Source organism: Pseudomonas sp. LFS074 (assembly GCF_047978165.1).
Lineage (GTDB): Bacteria > Pseudomonadota > Gammaproteobacteria > Pseudomonadales > Pseudomonadaceae > Aquipseudomonas > Aquipseudomonas putida_P.
The window spans coordinates 2841499-2861413 of sequence record NZ_JBFPFV010000001.1 but is presented as its reverse complement, the minus strand read 5'-3'; the positions used below and the strand labels follow the sequence as shown (position 1 = coordinate 2861413).

Annotated in this window: 3 protein-coding genes; all 3 read right to left on the bottom strand. The window is 62.1% G+C overall.

Going from position 1 to position 19915, the window contains the following annotated elements; translation table 11 throughout:
• Positions 1-21 precede the first annotated feature (21 nt).
• Positions 22-7395, bottom strand: coding sequence for a hypothetical protein (locus tag ACNQP3_RS13045; RefSeq protein WP_264317129.1), 7374 nt, complete (start codon positions 7393-7395; stop codon positions 22-24).
• Entirely contained in the window at positions 7392-19124 is an 11733-nt protein-coding gene (locus tag ACNQP3_RS13040) for a hypothetical protein (protein ID WP_264317128.1), read from the bottom strand. The genes ACNQP3_RS13045 and ACNQP3_RS13040 overlap by 4 nt, the downstream gene beginning before the upstream one ends.
• A gap of 420 nt (positions 19125-19544) precedes the next feature.
• Complete coding sequence (locus tag ACNQP3_RS13035; RefSeq protein ID WP_060494137.1) at positions 19545-19811, bottom strand: hypothetical protein; 267 nt, start codon at positions 19809-19811, stop codon at positions 19545-19547.
• Positions 19812-19915 lie beyond the last annotated feature (104 nt).

Here is a 19915-nt window from a genome sequence, read left to right as displayed (position 1 = left end):
ACTGTCTCAAGCGCCCTCTCTCTATTGCGCAGGCGGGAAGTCCAGTGTCGGATGCTCAGGAATCTGCCCGCCTCCGGTACGATCGATCTTGACCAAACCCGCTGATGCATGACCAGGCGTAATCGGGTTTCTCGGCACGAATGGCCATACGAACATCGCCTTGCGCCGTACATGCCCACGTACCAGGTCGGCCACCAGCTCCGGAAACTCGACGATGCTGGGCTGCGGTGCGCTGGCGAACAGTTCCGGCGTTGCTCGGCCAGCCTCGTGACTGACCAAACCATAGATGGCCGCTGCCGGCGCGTTCACTGGGAAGTCGACGATGCTCAGATTCAGGTTCAGCGTCAACCCAACGCTCAAGGCGTCGTCATCCTCTAGCACGACTGCAGTGATCGTCAGTTGATCACCCGAAGCCAAGGCCGCGGGCGTGCCGTCCTTTTCCACCAGTGCACTGATCTCGATGGCGTACGCCTGGCCAGCGCTGCCCTGCACCGGCTGCTCGGGCGCCAGCCCGCGAACGCCCAATGCGCGAGGGATACTGCCATGCAGTGCAGGATCCTTTGCGGTGACTTCGATGCCGATAGACCACTTGCCCCCCAGTAACGGCGGCACGGCACGCCTATCCGGCCTAAGGAACGCTTCGTTGATCCTGCCAAAGGAAAAGCACAGTGTCTGCGTCGAGTCGTACTCCGCACGGTCGAAGGCCAGTAGATAGCGCTTTGCGCGCACCGCTTTGGTCACGCCATGCGCCGGGCTTGCCAGTTCGCGGTCATAGGCTGGGTCAGCGAACGCCAGCGTGGCCATTTCCACCGGGCGCCACAGACGATTACCCGGTAACAGCATCAGACGGAAAGTGACGCGCAGGGGCGGCCCAGCGGGCAACTGCTGCGAGGCGCTCGTACGTGTCTTAAGGTCGACCCATTTGCCGGGTGCTGGCGCGGGCGCGTCCTTGATCCAGGGTGCCAGCTCAAGCCTTAGCATCGCCTGGGTGTCCGCATCCGCGCCGCGTACCGCGGCTTGCAACCTGGACCGATCAGTCAGGGACATCGCCAAAGTCAGGTCCAGCTGTTCATTGGCCAACGCACTGACTTTAAAGGCTGCGAAACGCACAACGACATCGCCTACCTCAAGGGTGGCCTGCAGGCCAGGCACCAGCAGTCCCAACTTGGCCAGCGTTTCGACCAGAGGGTTACGCCCACTCAACCCTGGACGTTTTACCCGGATCACCACGTTTTCACTGAGTTCAGGGCTCAGCCAGCCTCTGTCCGGCGACTGCAACGACAACAACAGCGCAATGGCTTCCTGGCCCGCTTCCTCGATCAAGGCCGGCAGATAGCGAAGCACCGCGCCAGGCCCACTGAACAGTACGAAGGGTTGAAGATGGCGAGTGTCGGACGCGCCTTTTTCCACCGCGTACAGGTTCGCTGCCACGAATGTGCGCCGGCTTTCGCTCTCCACGCGCCCGCGCGGCAGCGCGGTATTGCGTGGCGCGCGACCTTGTCGCCAGACCAGCGGTGCCCTGTCGGCCGGTCGGCCGAAACGGGCGTGAGCGCTGTCCAGTGGCAGCTCCTGATCCACGCTTACGAACCCTTCATGCTCCAGAGCCATCACGCCTGGACGAACGCCATTGGAAAAGACCTCGAACTGGCCGGGGGATAGCCCGGTCAGTGCACCGGCCTCTGTGTCCTTCAGCCGGTTCTTGCTTAGCGCTTGGGCAAGCTCCGCTGCCAATGGCACCCGCGCCCGGGGCGTTGCCGGTGTCAAAGCGCGGTCAGGTGGCGAGACGACTTGTGGGGCCTGTTCACCTCCTCGTGAAAACAGGATCCGGCGTCCGATGGCAAGGAAATCGATACGCTCGTCCTTGTCCGAGGCAACAGCCGCCTTGCAAGGCCCCGCGAACGTTCGCGCACGGCCCGCCCATGCATGCCCAGCATCCTGGATCACTGCCTCATCGTGGGTGTTGATCCACGCCAGCTCGGTGATTGCCTTGCGTGGCCAGCTCAGCGCCGGCGAAGGGTAGATCGCACGGTTGGGGTCGCGCAAGCGCCCTTGGGCCTGCAGCGCGAAGGGCGCCCTTAGGGTAATTCTCTGGAGGCTTGCATGATTGCGCTGATCGGCATCGAGCCCTTCAGTGGCGGCATCCATCACGGATGCGGCAAACACTGCCAACGGCTCTTGCACCAGGGTCGATGCGAAGCCGACCAAGTTCTGAAAGCCAGCATCTTGCGCCCTAGGCTCGCCGCCGGGAATCGGCGCCACAGCGATTTCCCAGCGCCCAGCCACAACCAGGTCACAACTGCCAGCAGCGCCCTGCTTGTTTGGAGGGTGCCGAACGACTTGCACTCGAACCGCGTCGCCCTGCCCCGGTCGGGCAAGCAGCGTGTTGACCCTGTGGTTGGTAGAAGCCACTCTCCACCACCGCGCCAACGCCATCAGGCTGCGCCAGAACAAGGGTCGAGCAAAGGGCGCGGTACTGGCGGGGCTGGGGAATAGGTTGGCCGCGAACGCCTGGTCGATGACATCCTGTGCGGTGGTGGCGTCGACACCGATCATTTGTAAAAGGCTCTGCCGCACCTCAACTGCAGAGTTCGATGCCAGGCCAATTGCAAGCGGTGCCAGGCCATTGAGTGGCAAGGCAATTGCACTGGCAAGATCGAACCCCGCCACTTTACCGATCCAGGCCTTTTGCCCCGGCTCCGGGGCTTGGGGGATGTGGGAAAGCGGCTCCGCGGCGCCAGCGAATACGGGTGCAATCCAGGGTAACGGAGCGACAACGCCGCTCACCTGCTCTTCGTCCAGGCTCACCTCGATAAGCGCCCCCGCGAAAATCACCAAGGCCGGTACCGCGCCCCCTTTTGACGCGCCGACGAGCACACGGTCGATATCCCGCCCAAACAACCCGCCTCGGCCGATACCGGCGATGAGCGGCGAAGCATCATCGGTCAGGTCGCCATTAAGCCGGTAGCGAGGTACGAAACCATACTGTCTGTTGAAAGGGTCACGGGGATCAGCGAGCCGTCGTGCAACGTGGGCCAGGTCGACGATCGCCACGTCATCGAGGCTGTCGAAAACCTGGGAGGTCTGCCCCTCCCCTGAAAGCCTGTGGGTGGTCAACACTTTGCTGCGCCACACAGCGGTGAGCAACCAAACATCCTTGACCACGCCAATGACATTGCAATCGAGAGTCAGATCCGCCAAACCGGGCTTGGTGACGTGCGTCAGCACCGTCCCGGTCGTGCTCACCTCGACTGTGTGCAGCGTGCGTTCTTCGCCTGTATAGGGGCCCGCGGAGTCGATGAACTTCGTCGCATCCTGCCCTAGTCGTCCAACCGGCCATTGCACCACGCTAACCAGGCCAACGTCTGGAGTCGGCAATGTGACGCGCATGTCAGTGGTCAGTACAGCCCCGGCATTCTGCAGGCGGGTGAGCTGCGTAACTTGCAGTTGACCATTTTCATTGGAGGCCGTGACGTCAAAGCGCGCGCTGCTGATCTTCCAGGCCATAGGCCGTTTCGCCTCCGGCGCCTGCACGGTAAGCACGACGATACCGTGGGCGCGGGTTGTACCGATATTCAGGCCGCGCAGCCAATCGCCTTTGCAGATCGCCCCGTTCAGTTCGACACTGAGCACCCCACGCGGGTGATCATGCACGGTTATTGCCTCGCTATCGGTCGCGATGCTCGCGCCGTACCAGCCAATTGGGCCGCCCAGCGAAACCCGGATCGCTTCGCGCAAGGACGTTTCGCGCCGGTCGGGCAGCGTCGCCACTCCGTTGACCGTCACCAGGCATTGGCTAGCCGAAAGGTCGAGCGTCAGCGTACTGATCGTCAGGTATTCCGGCATCTGGGCTGAGCCTTTGAAGCTCACGTTCAACTGCGGGCCGTTGATCACGACCGTGCCACCGGTCAGCGTCAGTCGCGCGCCGAACAGGGTGATGTCCAGTTGCGCGCTGCTCGCCACGGCCTCCAGACGTTGGGCATTGATTTGAATGTTGAAACGCAGGGTGACGGGCTGGCGATCCTCGGCGTCCTTCGCACCCGGAAGCACCTTGGCGTCCAGGCGTAAGGTGATCGATGCCTGGTTCGTTGTGGCAACATTGATTTTCTGGTTCTGGACGACCGCGTCATTGATATTGTCGGCCACCAGCGGACCGCCGTTCGTCTTGAACGCGATGCACACCGAATTACCGGTATCGAAGGGCGATTCCGGCCCGAATGGTTCGTCCTGGTTGGCTACCTGCTGGTAGGGTGCATTGATGCCGAACAGCACCGAAACGGCCTTGACGATGCCATCGACATCGACGCTACAGTGCCACAAGCGCAACGGACGAAGGGTCAGTGGGCCGATGACGAGGTCGTGAAACGACGACGCCCCAGCGCTTGCATAGAGTCGCCACTCGTAGATCGAACGAGGCAACTTATCCCTGGCAAACACGGTACTGTCTGGGCCAGGCGCACTTTCCGGTGTGTCGTCGGGGCTAAAGACCCAGCCTCCGGCCGATGGCTGCATGGGTACATCGCGCAGGTACAAGGCAAGTTGGGCCCCATGCAGCGTGAGTGGCACCTCCTCGCGTGTGGTTATCAAGTCGGTGATCTCACCACCGCCTGAGGGCTTGAGGAGTTGAGTGCTGCGCACACTAAGCGTGGTCGGCACCGCTTTGGCCGTGGTTGCCATGACCAAGCCGCGTGTGTCGGCTATTGCAGAAGCTTTGCCGATTGTTTGCCTATAGGGCGCAAGTGCAAAGCCGACGATCTCTAGCCCTTTGCCTGTTGCAGATAATGCCTTGTCCCCCTTGGCGGGCTTGCCGAACGTCCGGTTCAAGCCCGCCAGGGCGTGCTCCCCCCATGTCCACTCGCCTGCCAATGCGTAAGCACCATAGGGCAAGGTATTGGCATCCGTCCGGACCGTGAACCCAGTCTCCCAGGTATAGGGTTCGACAAGCCCATCCGCCTTGGTGTCGTACCACCCTGTCATCCTGTCCCTGTCCGTGCGTGTCAGCGACAACCGATGGGAGGACGCAGCCCAGACGCTCTCCAGCGCTTGAAGGTCCAGCGCGGTAACCTGCGGCAAGGCTTGGCCCGTAGCAGGCGGTTGGGACTTGACGAAGGTGGCTTCGGCATACAGCTCGCCCAGGACCGGCAGATCGTAACGCAGCAAGTAAGCCAGGCCTGGTGCGTTACTGGTCGTGGAGGTAAGCGTCACTTCAACGCCAGGCAACGTCAGGACCGACATCGCAATACCGGTTTTCGATTCGATATCCTGACCCTCGGCAAGCGGCCCGTGTGCCCACTGCGCATTGATGCCCGGCCAACCAAAACGTAGCTCGGCATCCTTCGATACGATGCTGGCGGCGCCACTCGAAAAGCCCTGCAAGGTAAGCGTGACGGTGGCGGCCGTGCGTGATTCAGGCACGTGGTAGAACACCGGCACCAGGTCCCGGCTGCATGAAGGCCTCACAGCGCTGGGCGCGCTGCGTGTCATGTTCATGCCCGCGACCAAAGGCATTTGTACCCCGGGAACAGGCGCCCAATGAACCACGGGGGCACCTGGGCTGATCGCTACGTTCAGGTCCAAGCTCACCGCTGGAACGTCATCCGTAGGCTGCAATGCCGCGATCTGACCGTCGGTAGTCCCCGTCTCACCAAAGGACAACACGCCGGAGCGCAGCGTAATGGGACCATTGTCCAGTACCGGCACCACCTCCTGTGCGGTCGGCGACGACTCGTTGAACCAAAGGGCCCCGGAAATTGCACCATGCGCTGCGCTCAGGGTGATATCACAACTGAGCGGAGCCCTGTCGCTGAATGGCACACTGACGCGGACGAACGCCGCGCTGTCAACCGTCAGTTCACCGACAGTTGCATATTCAGCATTCGGCAACCGCCGCGTCAGGCGCGCATGAACCAATCCAACCAGCGCCTGGCCGTCCTTTACCTGGCCGTCCTTCGGCGCCGGATCGACTGCCTTGCGCAAAGCCAGGTCGGGCTCGCGCGCGAGGGGGATCTGCACCACCCCCCGTTCGAGCGCCACAAACCCGTAGAGCGGTCGCGGGTCCCGCGCGGTTCTCAACGCCTGCCGCCGATAGCGTGCCTCCAGGTCACGGGCCAGGCCTAAGCGCTCGACCAGCACTGGCAACGCGCTGGCCGTCGCACTGCCCTTGCGCTGTCCAAAGCCCACTCGCCAACGGCGAGTATCGCTTGGCTGGACCAGGTTGACCGTCGCCACCGCCTCTGACGCGGCGGGCTGCTTACCCGCATCCAGCGTCAGTTGCCTGGCCATAGGTCGGCTACTGTCGATAGTCAGCACAGGGTTGATCAGGGTCGCCGTGGCTTCCAGCGAGGCTCCGGCCATCCGTTCGGTCACAAGGCTCGCACGCACTGCGCCCGGCAAGGTGCTCGGCCGCTTGATGCCATCGCGCAGCCGCAAGTGGTTGCTACCTTGCTCCACTGGCCAAACCAGTGGAGCAAGGCCTGGGCGAATGTCGAACACCAAACCAAGCCGAGCGGTACGCACGCTTTCGGCCAGATCATCGAGCGTCGGGCGCAATTTACTGCGCTGTTGGTCTTCGCGCAGCAGCGCCACCCGTTGCCCCCCTGCCCCATCCGGCTCCAGGCGCAGCCGCACCTTGAGCTGGGTTGCGGAACCGAAAGGATCGTCGATCACGGCGTCGAACTCGATGCCAGCGGGGGTGAGGCAGAGGATGATGCGATCGACCTTGTCGTCTCTATCGGTGAGCGTCTTGCGCACTCGCTTGCCCTTGACGGTGCTGTCCTGGATGGACAGAAATGCCCCATGAACGACTTTGAGGTAGATCCCCCCACCGAAGATCGGCACATACGGCTCGCCATCTATCTCTTGACGGGCACCCACCGACCAGAAGTTCCAGACGTCCCGCACCCCGGCTTCATCGCGGATGGCTATGTCGATGGCGCCGAGGGTCAACGACAAGGGTGACGTTTCGAGCTCGTCCGAGCGTTTAGCCGGCCATTTGCCGTCGCTCGCCAGCATGGCCGCGACACCAATGGAGAAACCCCGTGGGTCGGCAGGGTACGCCGAGACCGAGAGCGAACGAGCAGCGGCATCGCTACCGTCGCAAGTGGACGCCATGCGCAATTCGCCGGCCTTGGTCGGATAGCCGCGTACCGCCAGCTGGAACATCAGCGGGTCACGAAAGTCGACGGTGGCAGCCTTGGCATCGTACTGCGCGCGTGCTTGCGCGCGCTGGGCCAACACCCTCAGCGACGGTGCACGCACCACGCCATCCACCGGTTTTCGGTCACCCTCAAGGTCCGTCGAAAGCTCGGCAACCCAGAGGTAGCTGGCCTCGGAGTCTCGACCCGGTGCGGTGAGCCGAGGGCCGACCAAGCAAACAGTTCTGATCGCAGATGTGGTCATGGTGCGCGCTCCACCCTTGTAACGATCGGATCGGCCAACCCCTTGGACGCCTTGAGGAACGGCCGCCGCGAAGGACCGAACAACTGGTCGGCGGCGAGTTGAGTAATGAAGGATTTCAACGCGGGGTTGGCCCCGGCCGTGTCCAGCTCATTCAGGTCAGCTTGAGTTGGCGGACGCCGCAGAACGAGCTGATCGAGGCTGCCGACCGTCCAGTTAAGGATTGTGTCGAGTGCCTGGCGAACGGGATGACCGGGGTCCAGCGAGGCGCCTGGCAAACGCAATTCGAGGGTGAAATGCTCGGCCAGCCCGGGTTGCTCCAGTTTCGCCAACGCTTCCAGCGCCGGGTAGAACCCCAGCCCCGGTTCGCCTTGTCCTGGTACGGGTTGGGTGGTTTGCAGGGCCGTCACCAATGCCTTGTAGGCTGCCTGATTGAGGTTTGCGTCGTCATTTGCAAGGCGCAGAGTGACTGGCGCGACAAACTCGAAGATTGCCTTGGCCGACATCAGTGCTGGGGTGGCTGCGACCGGCGACAGCTTGCCTGCCACTTGCCCGGCCTGCAGGTCCGGTGTGAGCGTTCGCACCACCGGTGCAAATCCGCCAAAGGCAGCTGAGTTCGCCACACGCAGAGGATGCACATCGTAGGCCCAGGCGGCCGCCAGGTAGTCGCGCAACACCTGGTCGGCCGTGGGGCCAGCGAACGGTGTGGCGGTATCGCCCGGCACAATGCGCCGGCGTGCACCAAGCAGGGCGCTGCGCATGGCCAGGCGAGCGTCGAGCGTGCAGGCTTGCTCCGGTGGCAACTGCCAGGGAGCGGACACCACGCAGCTGAAGAACGTGTTTTCGATTGCAGGCACCAGCCCTTCCACCCGCGACGGATACAAGGGCAAGCCGGCCGGCCAGGCCATATCCGCCTGCGCCGCCACGATGTCCCTGTTTAGGGTGAGTTGGCGCCACGCCTCATCCTCGTGGTTGGCTTGATCGGCCACCGCGAGGAAGCGCCTGATGTACACAAGCGCAGCCCAGAGCGCCTCCTGAGCCCCCCCTACCGCAGGCGCTGGGAGATAACCTGCCAGCGCTTGCTCGACCTCTGCAAGCCTGCCCTGCCATTGCTTCCATGCCACCGGGTTTCGCGGTGCCGGTGGCGGTTTGATAGTCACGCGCGCATGTGCCAACGGCCAAGGAGCATTGGCGGTTGCCCACTCGGCAGGGGCAACATGCAGCGTTCCCAGCGCGTTCAACTGCTGGTCCAGCAGTGCTGTGGGCGGCGGTGCGGCCGGCACTGTCCGCGGCCCCCGCAGTTCAGGGCATAACCACCAAGGCAAATTGGGTGTCTGAAGCCGGCTGACCGGGGTCTGCTCGTCGACCTGGAACCCTGTGCCGGCGACGCGGTTGACATAGGCGGGTGCATCCGCGTCAGTCGTCTTCGCCAGGAACTCGATTTCCGGCGAACGCTCACCGCCCAAGCCATTCACGTCACCAGCACCCGCCACGATTCGGGTCGACAATTCGTAGACCACTTGCGGGTCGGGCAGGAGGAACACCTCAGGTGGCTTCTGGGGGTCATTGATCCAGACGCTGCGGTCGGCGTCATGCATGCCGTCGAGGTTGCGCACCAGTGGTATCCTCAGCGTGACCACCGCCGTGACCTTCGTATCATCCCTGACTACCTGCCATGCAGGCCGCTTGTCAGGGTCGTCGCTGGACCAGCCCAACTGATAACCGCCTTCAGGAATCACGGCGGCAATCGGCCTCGACACCACCACACCCGCCGCTGCGAACACCGCCATATGGAGGCGATAGAAGTGCGGGACCGATTGCGTACGCAGTACCGTTATCCCCCGCCAGCCATCGACGAACCGCTCAGGGAGCGTGGTAGCGGCGACCTGCTTACCGCCGGCGTAAGGCTGCTCGATCTCCGCCAGCGTGGGGCCTGTGAGCATAAGCGCACCAGGTTTGACCGGGGTGCTTGCGCCCAGCGCCGGCAAGCAATCGACCAGCCCGAACGCGCGCGCCCAACGGGGCTCGGCGAACTCACGCCAGAAGCCGAACGCCTGGTGCTCGAACTGCAGGGCGTCGGCCAAGTGAATGTTCGCTTCGGCAGCGATTTCCTCTGGGTGCCGCGCAACCACGAACTCCAGCAGCCGCCCAGGTCGACGCTCGGTTCCCGTACCGGCGTCCAACCGCTTGGCGCTCAGCACGACCGGGTCGGCAAGCGGCTCGGTGCGCGGCATGATCACATCCACGGAGCAGTTCGACAACGGGTCGGCGCCCTGTTTCACTTTCATCTGCGGCAAACGCACCGCCGCCGGTGTACGGTCGTCGACCAGCTCGACAAAACTGTCGGCCAACGCAGGTTGGGCCACCCAGGGCAGGCGCACACGTGGCGCACGGTCCGGATCAACACCCACCATCGCGGCATCCCAGGCGGCCAGCAAGGCGTCGTAGCGACCCAGTGGGCGAACCACATAACGCCGTCTGCGGGCAAACCGGTCCTTGTGCAGCAAGAGCAGGTGCATGGTCCCATCGACATCAGGAACCAGACGCAATGGCGCCGTCTGCGTCAACGTGGCCAGTGCGAAGGGAATGCTCGATGCATTCAGTGAATCCGCATGCGCCAGGCCATGAACGAGGTAGCGGTCGATGAACCCTGGCCAGCGTTTGAGCACTGCCGAGCGCTGCGAATCGGGCAATACCTTTTCCGACGTGGTCTTGAACGCACGCCAGGCGTACCAGGCGAAATCAGCAAAGTTGCCCTTCGCCTGCGCATTGGCGGCAATCAAGCCGTTCCCTTGGACAAGTGTGGTGACGGCTTGCGCGTCCAGCGTGGGGAATTGTTCGAACGGATCATCAAAATGCCCCCAACAATTTGGCGTTAGGCCAGTATGGTCGCCGGATACAAAGGGGTTTCTGTGTTCTTTCGGGGCAAAACGCTCGGAGAACAGCTTGAAGGCCTGTTCCTGGCCATCGGCAGTTGGCGAGATCACCCGTAGCAGCAACACCTGCCCGTTACGCTCCACGCTCAATGTGCCACTGACGCTTCGACCGCCCGCGAAACTTTGGGCTGCCGGGCCGTCTGTCTGCTTGGCCAAGGTGATGACCTTACCGCCGTTGACCGTGCCGCTGGGGTCGAGCAAGTCGATCAATACGCTGTCTTCAAGCGCAGCGGTATCCAGTTGCACGGGCGAGTTGTCTTTCTTAGCGTCACTCTCTGGCGTGAGGGTAACCGCGAAATAGCGCACCGGCGCGTTGCCCCACGCATCTGGCCCTGCCGACTGCGCTCGCCGCATGGCCTCAGGTACTGGGCGCAGCGATAGTTGGATCATGCAAACCAACTCGTCGTCCAGCAGGTGCTTGACGTCGACCTGGTCCATGCCGCCATCAAAGCTGCTTGTGCTCATCAACCCATCGGGACGCGCGAACTGGTCGATAAGAGGTACACCACAGTCCATCCCGGCGTAGCGCTTCAGTACTCGGCCACAAGCCTGCTCGACAAGGCTCAGTGTGTCGCGTGGAAGCACATAATCGGCCGTGGTCATGTCGAACAGGCGCAGCCCCTGCGCCAACCCCAGCGTGCGCAGCACCGCCCAACCATAAGGGTCGCGCTCTGCCGGGCGCTCATCCAGCAGCGCTTCTATCTGGGTAACCTTGGTTGCGGGTGCCGCTTCCAGCACGGGACGGTAGCGCCGGTATGGCGCGTTGACGTTGACCCAGTCCCAGCGCAGCGCATCGACCACATCCACCAACAACGGGTGCAGCCGCTGGTCCAGATCCACCACCACGGAGGTCTGCCCAGTAATACCCTTGCCGCGCTTGCCGGTCAGGGTCAGCGAGAGGTTGTTGAAACGATTGGCATCGCTTCCCGTCACGTAGGCTTCGACCCAGCCCTCTTTCGCCCACTGCTGCGCATCCTTGGCCAACACCAGCCCGTTCAGTAGCTTGCGAACCGCCCCTACGGTCCAGCATTTGTCGTTTGTGAAGGTGTCGAATGGGAAAGGTCCAGGGATGGCGTCGGCGGGGATGGTGCCGTCAGCCAGGCTGCCATCGTAATAGAACTCCGGCGCTTTGAGCGCTGGCTCACTATCGCGAGCGCTCCAGGCTACTTCGATCACAGTCGGCCGGCCCTTGTCGAACAGCGCCGCCAGGTCGACCTCGTCCACGGCCAAACCAACCGACCGGCGCAGCGTCGGGCGTGCCCAGGCCAGCAGGCTTTCGGCGCCCGTGTACCAGGCACGCCGACGGGCCATGCCCACCTGCCCGCCGCTCTGCTCCAGCCTGAGCGTCTCGCTTGGATAGAACGCCTCCACGGCGGCAAAATCTTCTATCCCCGCAGGGTCGGCTTTACCCACTCGCGGGTCGAGTAGTCGCGCGCGGGCCACATGGCGGGCAGCAGCGATCTGCTCGTCCTTGTCGATCACGCTGCCCAAATCTATCTCGAATACGTCGTAGCCACCGATGTAACCGGGTGCATCGCAGCGTGGGCAGGTTGCCCACCTGAGCTGGGTGGCGATTCGCCGCTCGCCATCGCGCTGGCGTGAGAGCGCATCTTCACTATGGTGCGTCAGGTCGGCCAGTGTCGCGTGTGCGCCTGGATAATCGATCAGCAGGCGCCCTGCCCGCGCGTCGAGGTCCGCGAACTCCAGCGGCAGATAGCCTGCGATCAGCGGGCACTCGAAGACCTCGACCGGCATGTCCACTGGGTTGGCAATCGGCCGGCCAAGGCGGTCGGCTTGATCGGTCTCCACGCGCAGCGCCATGTCCACGGCAATCCATGGCGACGGGCACGCCACCACGTCAGCCTCGCGTACCGAAGCATTGGGCACCCGTGGCCGATGCGTGCGCTTGACTGCACAGCGAACCGGGAGCGGTGCCGCACGGGTATTGCTATCGTCGATCCCCAACGCCGACAGCAGCAGATTCAGCCATGCTGCCTGGGTGCGCCCTGCGTCGGCAAACCCTAGGCGCAGGTTCGAGGCAGGGCCACCAATGGCAATGAAGTCCAGCCCATGCAGGCGCCGATAGCGCATGCTCGCACTGGCCGAGTCCTCTGTCCCGGCCGGCCATAGCAGCTCCAGTTCGAACGTTTGGTCGCCCTGTTGAGAGCGCTCGAACTCGGCCGGCCCTGGGCGTTGCAGGGCCATGCCCATGCTGTCGGCGGCGAACTCGCCCAGTGGCATTGCCCGCTCAGGGCGGACTTTGAGCAGGAAGCGGGTGCCCCTGGCGGGAAGCCGTTGGGGTTGCTCCTGATCGTCTCGCTCGCGGTCCAGCAGGTCATCGATACGCAGCAGCAACGTTGGCAGGCCAGCACCCGGCAAGCCGGGGAAGGTTACAAAGCGTGCGATCCACTCGACCTTGCCCAATGCGGTTTGCGGCAGCACTGGTCGCGCCAGTTCATGCGTGATTGTCAGCCCCGTGCCGCGGTGCCCGGTGATGTCGACCGGAACCACGGTGTAGACGATACGAACAGGAAGCGGCTTGTCCCCCCCTGCGCGCAATTCATTGAAAGCATCCAGGATGGCTTTGTAGCCTTGCAGGTCTGTTTGGCCCTGTTTCCGGAATGCCGGTCGAACGGTTGCCGGCAGATCGGCAAAATCATCGATGAACTGGGCCAGCGGGCGTATGCGCCTCCAACTGACGGTGCGGTCTTGCACCTCAGCGGCAAGTGGTGCGCTGGCCTTTGTCTGCACGCTGATTGGCGCGATCCCCGATGCGACGCTGGCGCCAACCAAAATCAAGCGTTCTATTTCGTAATGCTGCAAGTGGAACTCAGGATCGTTCCATATGCCGCCGGACTCGCCCCAACCGGGCTCCAGGTCCCAGTCCAGGCCAACGCCCTGCGCGTCGAACCAAGTTCTGGGTTGCCTGAGTTGCGGGTTGGCGCGGTCGAAGAACCGTCTGGGCGGGTTGAACAGATACACGCTATTCGGTTGCGCTTCCACATGCAGGTTGGAGGTGCCGACAGCGCAAACCGTGAAGGTGGATTTGGGCGGCAGCTGTGCCGATGCATCTTCTAGGTTGAACAGAGCGCCAAGCGCCGTCTCGTCGACCCAGAACGTCAGGCCAAGATCACGCGCATCGAGTTGCGCCTGGTTGGTAAGAGGCTGCGGCCGTGTTGGCCAAATCATTGCGCCGGTATCGGACAAGCGTGTCTGGCGGGCAATGGCCTGTGCGGAAGCAACCACCGAGGCGATCACCGAGGAACGGCGCTCTTCCGTCGCACGCCACTGCGCGCGTTTGAGCGACAGCTTCATCATGTCGCTGGAGGCCAGGCGCAAGTCCTCGGCGGCCTTTTCCGCAGTGGCATGCGCCCCGCTGTCCTTCGCGTGAATAGCTTCGTAGCCAGGCTGTTTGGGTACCGGGGGATCTGTCAAACGACTTTTGGTAACCTGCCCGGTTTTTTTATCGAACTGCGCTTCATCGGGCACGAAGCACTGCTCAAGTAGGTGATGCAGGAGCAGCGGTTTGCCCTTATCGGACACTGCCAAGGGCCTGCTGTAGCAGGCATCGAGGCTGGAGCCTTGATCCTGCGTACCATCGCTGAGCAGCCGCTGCAGCGCAGTGGTGCTTTTGAGCTCATAGGCTGGAGTCGCGGCGTTCGGATCCTTACCAAAGTTTTCTCCGGGGTGGGCGAAGAACGTGGAGGCTTTTTGCGGGAGTGTGAGGGCTGCGTCGATTTCCGTATGGTCGCGCGGTATCAATTGCATGACATAGTTGCCCGGGCTTGCCGGTATTTCGAACAGCATCGCCCAGAACCGAGGCTGGCCGACCTCATCACCGCCAATCTTGATCCAGACCTGCGGTTGGATCTCAGGCTGCTCGTCCTCGACCTCGCTCAACACCGCATGCTTGTCGGCGTGTTGCTCTAGTTTAGGGTCGTTTTTCGCCGGTGGCTGAGCCGGTGGCGGCGCCAGGCCTTGTTCAGGGTTTGGTATCGCGGCGCTCAACCCCAGTGTCAAGAAACGCGCGACACGCTGGCGGGCCTGCTCAAGCTTGGGCTCGTCGAACGCAAAGCCGATGGACAGGCTCAGCGTTCGCCCGAATGCCGCGAAAGACATGCTTGCCGCGCCTCGGCCGGCGACGCCGTTCGCTTGCACCGCAACCTCCAAGGCCAAGGACAGTGTACGGCTCAGGCGCTGGCCGATCTCGATGCGAATCTCGTCGAAACCCAGGTCGATCTCCATCCACACCCGCACTTCGATGTTCACCGTGCAACTGAACGCCAGCGAGCCGTAAAACAGTGTGTCGCTGGGTTGTTTCAGGGAGATCAATGCGATGAACTTGGCGTCGAGGGCAAAATCCATTTCCGCCACCGCTGAGGCGCCGAGCGAGCGACCGCCGACTTTCCCGCCGATACGCGCGAAGCCCTTGGCGCGGAAGGCAATACCATAAAGGATCGAGGCATCCTCGATACGCATCACCATGCCACCTTCGCAGGTGATGCCAAAGGCATCCTCCGTGAACTCGAACTTCAGCTCGTAGGGCCAACCAAGCTCGTAATGAAACAGCCCCGGTCGGGTATACAGGGTGGCCGACCAAGTCACGGCCCTGAACGCCATTATCATCGGTTCAGGGAGTTTCGGATGCTCTCCGATCAAACCGTTGGGGTCGGACAGCAGGCGAGCCAGAAACTCCTGACGAGGCGCGGACAGGTACAGGTAGCCACGCAGGGTGGGGCGCGATGCAATGGATTGGCGATCGGTGGCATTCGCCCAGTCAGCATAATTCACGCACAGCCAGGCCCTGACCGTCATGAGGAAGGTCAGGTCCGAGCGCAAGGCAGCGGCCACATCCATCAGCAAAAGGTTTGGCAGTTTCGCTTCATCGTCGCTGAGGCTGCCGTCCTGCGATGCCGACTCCAGCGACAGCATGGCCCTTAGTGCCAGGGTCAGCCGATCGCCGGTCGCTTCTGGCTCCCAGGCTTCGAAGCGTGCAAGGTCATTTTGATAGCGCGAGACATCGTCGAGCACTTCGACCAATGCTTGCGGCGTGGTCACCGCGTCTGCGCGCCGCAGGCCCGCGAGGGTATAGCGATATCCGATGCCAAAGCCCATTTCACGCAGATAGATCGGCTTGACCGGTGTGGGTATCTCGGTGGACAGCTTGCCCATTTCCCCGTACAGGAAGAACGCATGGCGCTTATCGCCCTGGGCGTCCTCCAACTCGAGAAAGCCCATGGACGCACTCATCGACGCCCAGCTCTTGAGGTTGAGACGCCCCGAGGCAAGGAAGCCGCGTGCCTTGATACCCGCCGGCAGCACATCAGCGGGATACAACGTCGGCAGGTTACCGTCCACGGCGATCGCGGTAGCTTCCACTGTACCTGCCTGCATCGACAGGGATACCCCCAGGCCATCGAAGCGCACACGTGGCAAGCGGGCGCCTTTGACCTGGGTCGAGATGTACATGTTATGCAAGTCGATTCGGGCGCTGATCGTGTCACTGTTGGGAGTGAGCCTGGCCTGCCCGCAGATCACCAGCGCCGGGTCACCGCCAAAGGCCTCGCACGAGCCGAGGTAGCCGATGCCTCGCAGCTCGAAGGCGAAGACATCGAACAGGTTGAAGGTCACCCTGGGCTCTATGGGAATCTGGAAGCTGATCGCCCGCGCCAGGCGGCTGATGTCCCGGGCCAGGGGCGCCTTGTTGAGGCTAATTTTGAGGCCGCGCAAGTGTTTGAGGAAGGTATCGGCAAACTCATCTTGTACAGGTGCAAAGACCAAGCTGCCGGTCACCTGGAAATAGAACTGGTAGCCGCCCTCCCCAGCCATGTCGACCAGGGCGAACCCCAGCTTGGTGATGGTCAACTCGAAGCGTGTGGCGTGGCAAACGATCGGGCTTTGCGTTTTGTCCAGCTGCGCGTCGCAGGCCAGTACGGCCAGGCGCCCATTGCCAGGCTCTCGGCCCAGGCTCAAGGTCACCTTGCAATTGGCCTGGCCAACCAGTTCCGGTGGCAGCTGCCCACTGCCGTTGATGGAGAAGGCCTGGATTTCGCCGCGTTTCACGACCAATTTGCCGGCATCGAAGCGGAATGGCATGTCGACACCGGGAAGGGTCACCGGCTCGCTGGGGTCGACCTCGGCGACGATATCGAACAACCCCTGGCCGACCACGAACTCCGACACCTTGAACACCAACCCGCGCCCGCCGCCGCCAAGCCTTGAGTAGAACAGGTCGATTTCGGCGTCCTTGTGCAACGCCATTCTTGGGGCGCCAGCAGAGAAATCCAGTGCGAACTGAGCAAACTCGCCTTTCTCGTCGAGCTTTCCGGATTTTGGACGAATAAGGTACGTCAAGCCAAACAGGTCCCCCGGCTCGGGCTTGCCCCTGATTTCGCATGCCTCGTCCGCCTCCAGCCGGGCAGTCAGGGTGTTCAAGTCGAACTTCAGGCGAATGCTCAACGCGGTGGAGAACGCATCGAGATGAATGATCGCCTTTAGCGGCAAGGTCAGCGAGGAACCGCTCAACTGCACCTTGTCGGCGCCTTCCACCTCCACGTACTGGTTCAATTTGTCCATCAGTTTGCCCGCTGGCTTGCCGGGCGTCTTGTCCTGGTTTTCTCCGGCCGTCCCGAAGAATGGCAGCAGGCGTTTGGCTTTATCCAAGTCGTAGCCCAGCGAGCCGTCGAAGTCCTCCGTACGCAGTTCGGTAAAGGTCGGTGTACCGCTGAATTGGCCAATTGTGAGCGTTACACCGCCGTCGACCTTCAAGCTTTCCGAAGCGGGTCTGTGTTCGAGCAGGCTCTGGAAGAACGACAGCTTGCCTTGCTCCAATACGGCCAGGGCAATCACGGTATCTTTCTTCTTCCAACCGCGCAGTTGAAGCAGCCGCGACTTGGGACGTACGCCATCCAGGTCGGTGTCGCGCACCGCTTCCACCGGCGCATCCGCACGCTTGAGCCACAGGTCGGTCGACAGCTCCAGCACGTTCTTGGAATCTGCTTCGCCTTTGGGAGACACCAGCAAGGCCGCTACCAGGCCCCTTGAGAAGTCCAACAGCAGTGTCGGCGCCCACTCAGCCGGTACTATCAACTCCAGCCCGGCGAACGCCAACGCTTCGATCGGGCCCTGGTCAGTGTGGGTTGGGTTTTCAACCGGGGTGATCAGCAGCTGCTTCAGCGCGCAGCTGCGAGCATCGATCCGCACCTCGACCGCTACATGGCTGAAAACCTGTTTCGCCCCCTTGCCGAGCAGTTCGAGCACTCGACCAATCAAGTCCAGGGTGGCTTCGACCAGGCTACCCAGCACCCCGGCAGCGGCGCCCAGCGCTTGGCCGGCGTGGCGTGCCATCCATTTCAGGCTGGCCGCCAACAGCTTGCCCAGGCGATCGACCAGCGCCGAAGCATCTGGCATGGCCGGCAGCCCTGGGTAGATCGGGGTGGAGGGCGCGCCGGGCAGCTGTATCAGGCCGACCAAGCGGACCACCCCTTCGATTACCGTTTCGGCTGCGACGGCGATCAGTTCCAAGGGATAGGGATCGATGATGCTGAGCTCGGTAAGGCGCCCGACAGCGCGGGTGTTGACCAGCGAAACCTGGTACTTCGCCTTGAAGGCCAACAGCAGCCGTGGATCGTCCTTGGCGCGAATCACCACCTTGGGGAACACGATGCTCGCGCTCAGGGTGCCAACTGCTTTACCGGTTGCCAGATCGAGCGTTAGGGGCCCCTTGGTGCCGTCGACGTTCTCCGAATTGAAAACTAAGTGCATGTCGTCCAGATCGACCGTGACCGGTAGCGCCGTCTGGGCCCCAATACCCGTTATCGCGTCGACTACATGGTCCGCACTGCCATTGATCTCAAGGCTTCCACTCAACTGGTAGCGGTCGTTGGCACCCTGGATCTTGAAGTGACTCAACCCCGCGATCCATAGAGGTGGGTTCGCTAATGTCCACTCGATACTGGCCGCGCCTTCCGTGCTGGTGGCAATGCTCAACTCGCCGTCTAGCACTGAGAATTTCAACTCCGGGCTGGTGGCCCAGGTGACTTTGAGCGGTGGCGACGGTAGGTGGAGGTTCGGCAATGGCAAACCGAAATCGAACAACCGCACCGGGTCACCGAGACTCAGTCCGTCGAGCGATAAGTCAGGAAACGGCATGGCCGGCAAGTCGAAGCCCAGCCACGGCATCTGTTCGAACGTTGGCAGGTCCACTTGCGTGATCAACTCGACCAAACGAGATAACGCGTCAGTGGGCACGTCATTAACCTGGCAAGTTAGCTCGACTTGCCCGGCACGGTGCTCGGTCGCGTTGAATTCAAAGCCGATACGCGCGGTCAGCTGCGCTCGCAAGACTGGCTGCCCGGAAGGCGGCTCTCCCTGAGCAGCGCGCAAAAGTGCTTCAAGATCGATGGACAGCCCTGCATTGACCGAGGCCGAACCGAAGATTTGGGTGCAGCCGAAGAACGCGCATTGCTGCGCGCCAGCACCGAGGGTTATCTCAAGTCGTGCCAATGTGCTGGCAAGCGCCGTGCGCGCACTGGCCAAGATCACCGACATCTGCGCGACTTGATCTTTGGCCGCTGCCGTAGTCTTTGCCTGGGCCAACGTGTCAAGGGCCTTGAGGTCGCCAGCCAGGTCATCGGGCTTGCGCAGCACGAGTGCGCCTGAAGGGTCTTCGTCGAGCAGCACGCCCGGTACATCCAGCTTGATGGGGAAGTGCTGTGCACCCGAGAGCGCTGAGCCATGCAAGGTGCCTTCGCAGGTGATGTTCAACTGCGCCACTTCGAAGACTTTGTGCCTCAACGCAGGCCTGCCCACCTTCGCCTCGTCCAAAGCCTGCGCAAGACGTTGCAGATCACCTTGCACTGCTTTAGCGGAGACTTCGAGAGCCAGTTTCAGCTCAACCGAATTGCCACCCTGTGCTGCCGTTCGCAAAAAAAGCCTGATATCCATAAGAGTGCCCTTAGTGTTTATCGAACTTCTGAGCAAAAAACGTGGCATCGCAGCACAGCATTGAGCCCGCGGACAGGCGTGAGTGTAGCAGCGTTGCAACGGCAGGTAGCCAAGGCCAAAGCCGTGAGCAAACACGCGAAGAAAGTTGATACTTAGGCAGGGTCAAGCAACGTGTTTCAGCCCACTTTTTAACACGGGCAGTAACACGGCATAGGCGTTAGCGGTTGCGACGTAACGCGCACCGCGCTTAGCAACTTAGTGCCAGAGCACTTAATGTGTGACTGGAACGCGTCCTGCCAGCGGGTTCCCGTAATAGATGACAGCATCGCTATCAAGCTCAACCGCGTATTTATTAAACTCCGTTTCGTCTATCACTTCGTTGTCTGGTTTCCACGCATAGCGCACCGGCGCGCCGTGCGTGTCAACAACTTCTGGATTTGAACCCACTGCCAGCGTAAAATTTTTCTTGGTCATTCCCCAGCGCAGAGAAACTGCAACCCACTCGTACTCGCCATTTTCGAAAGACACTACGGGCATGACAACCTCCTGCTTGTGTTGTTCATCAACTTAGTCGACAAGCACGTTCAGGCTAGCTCAACGCCGCTTGATCGAAGGTAACGCATTATAATTTTTCAGCATTA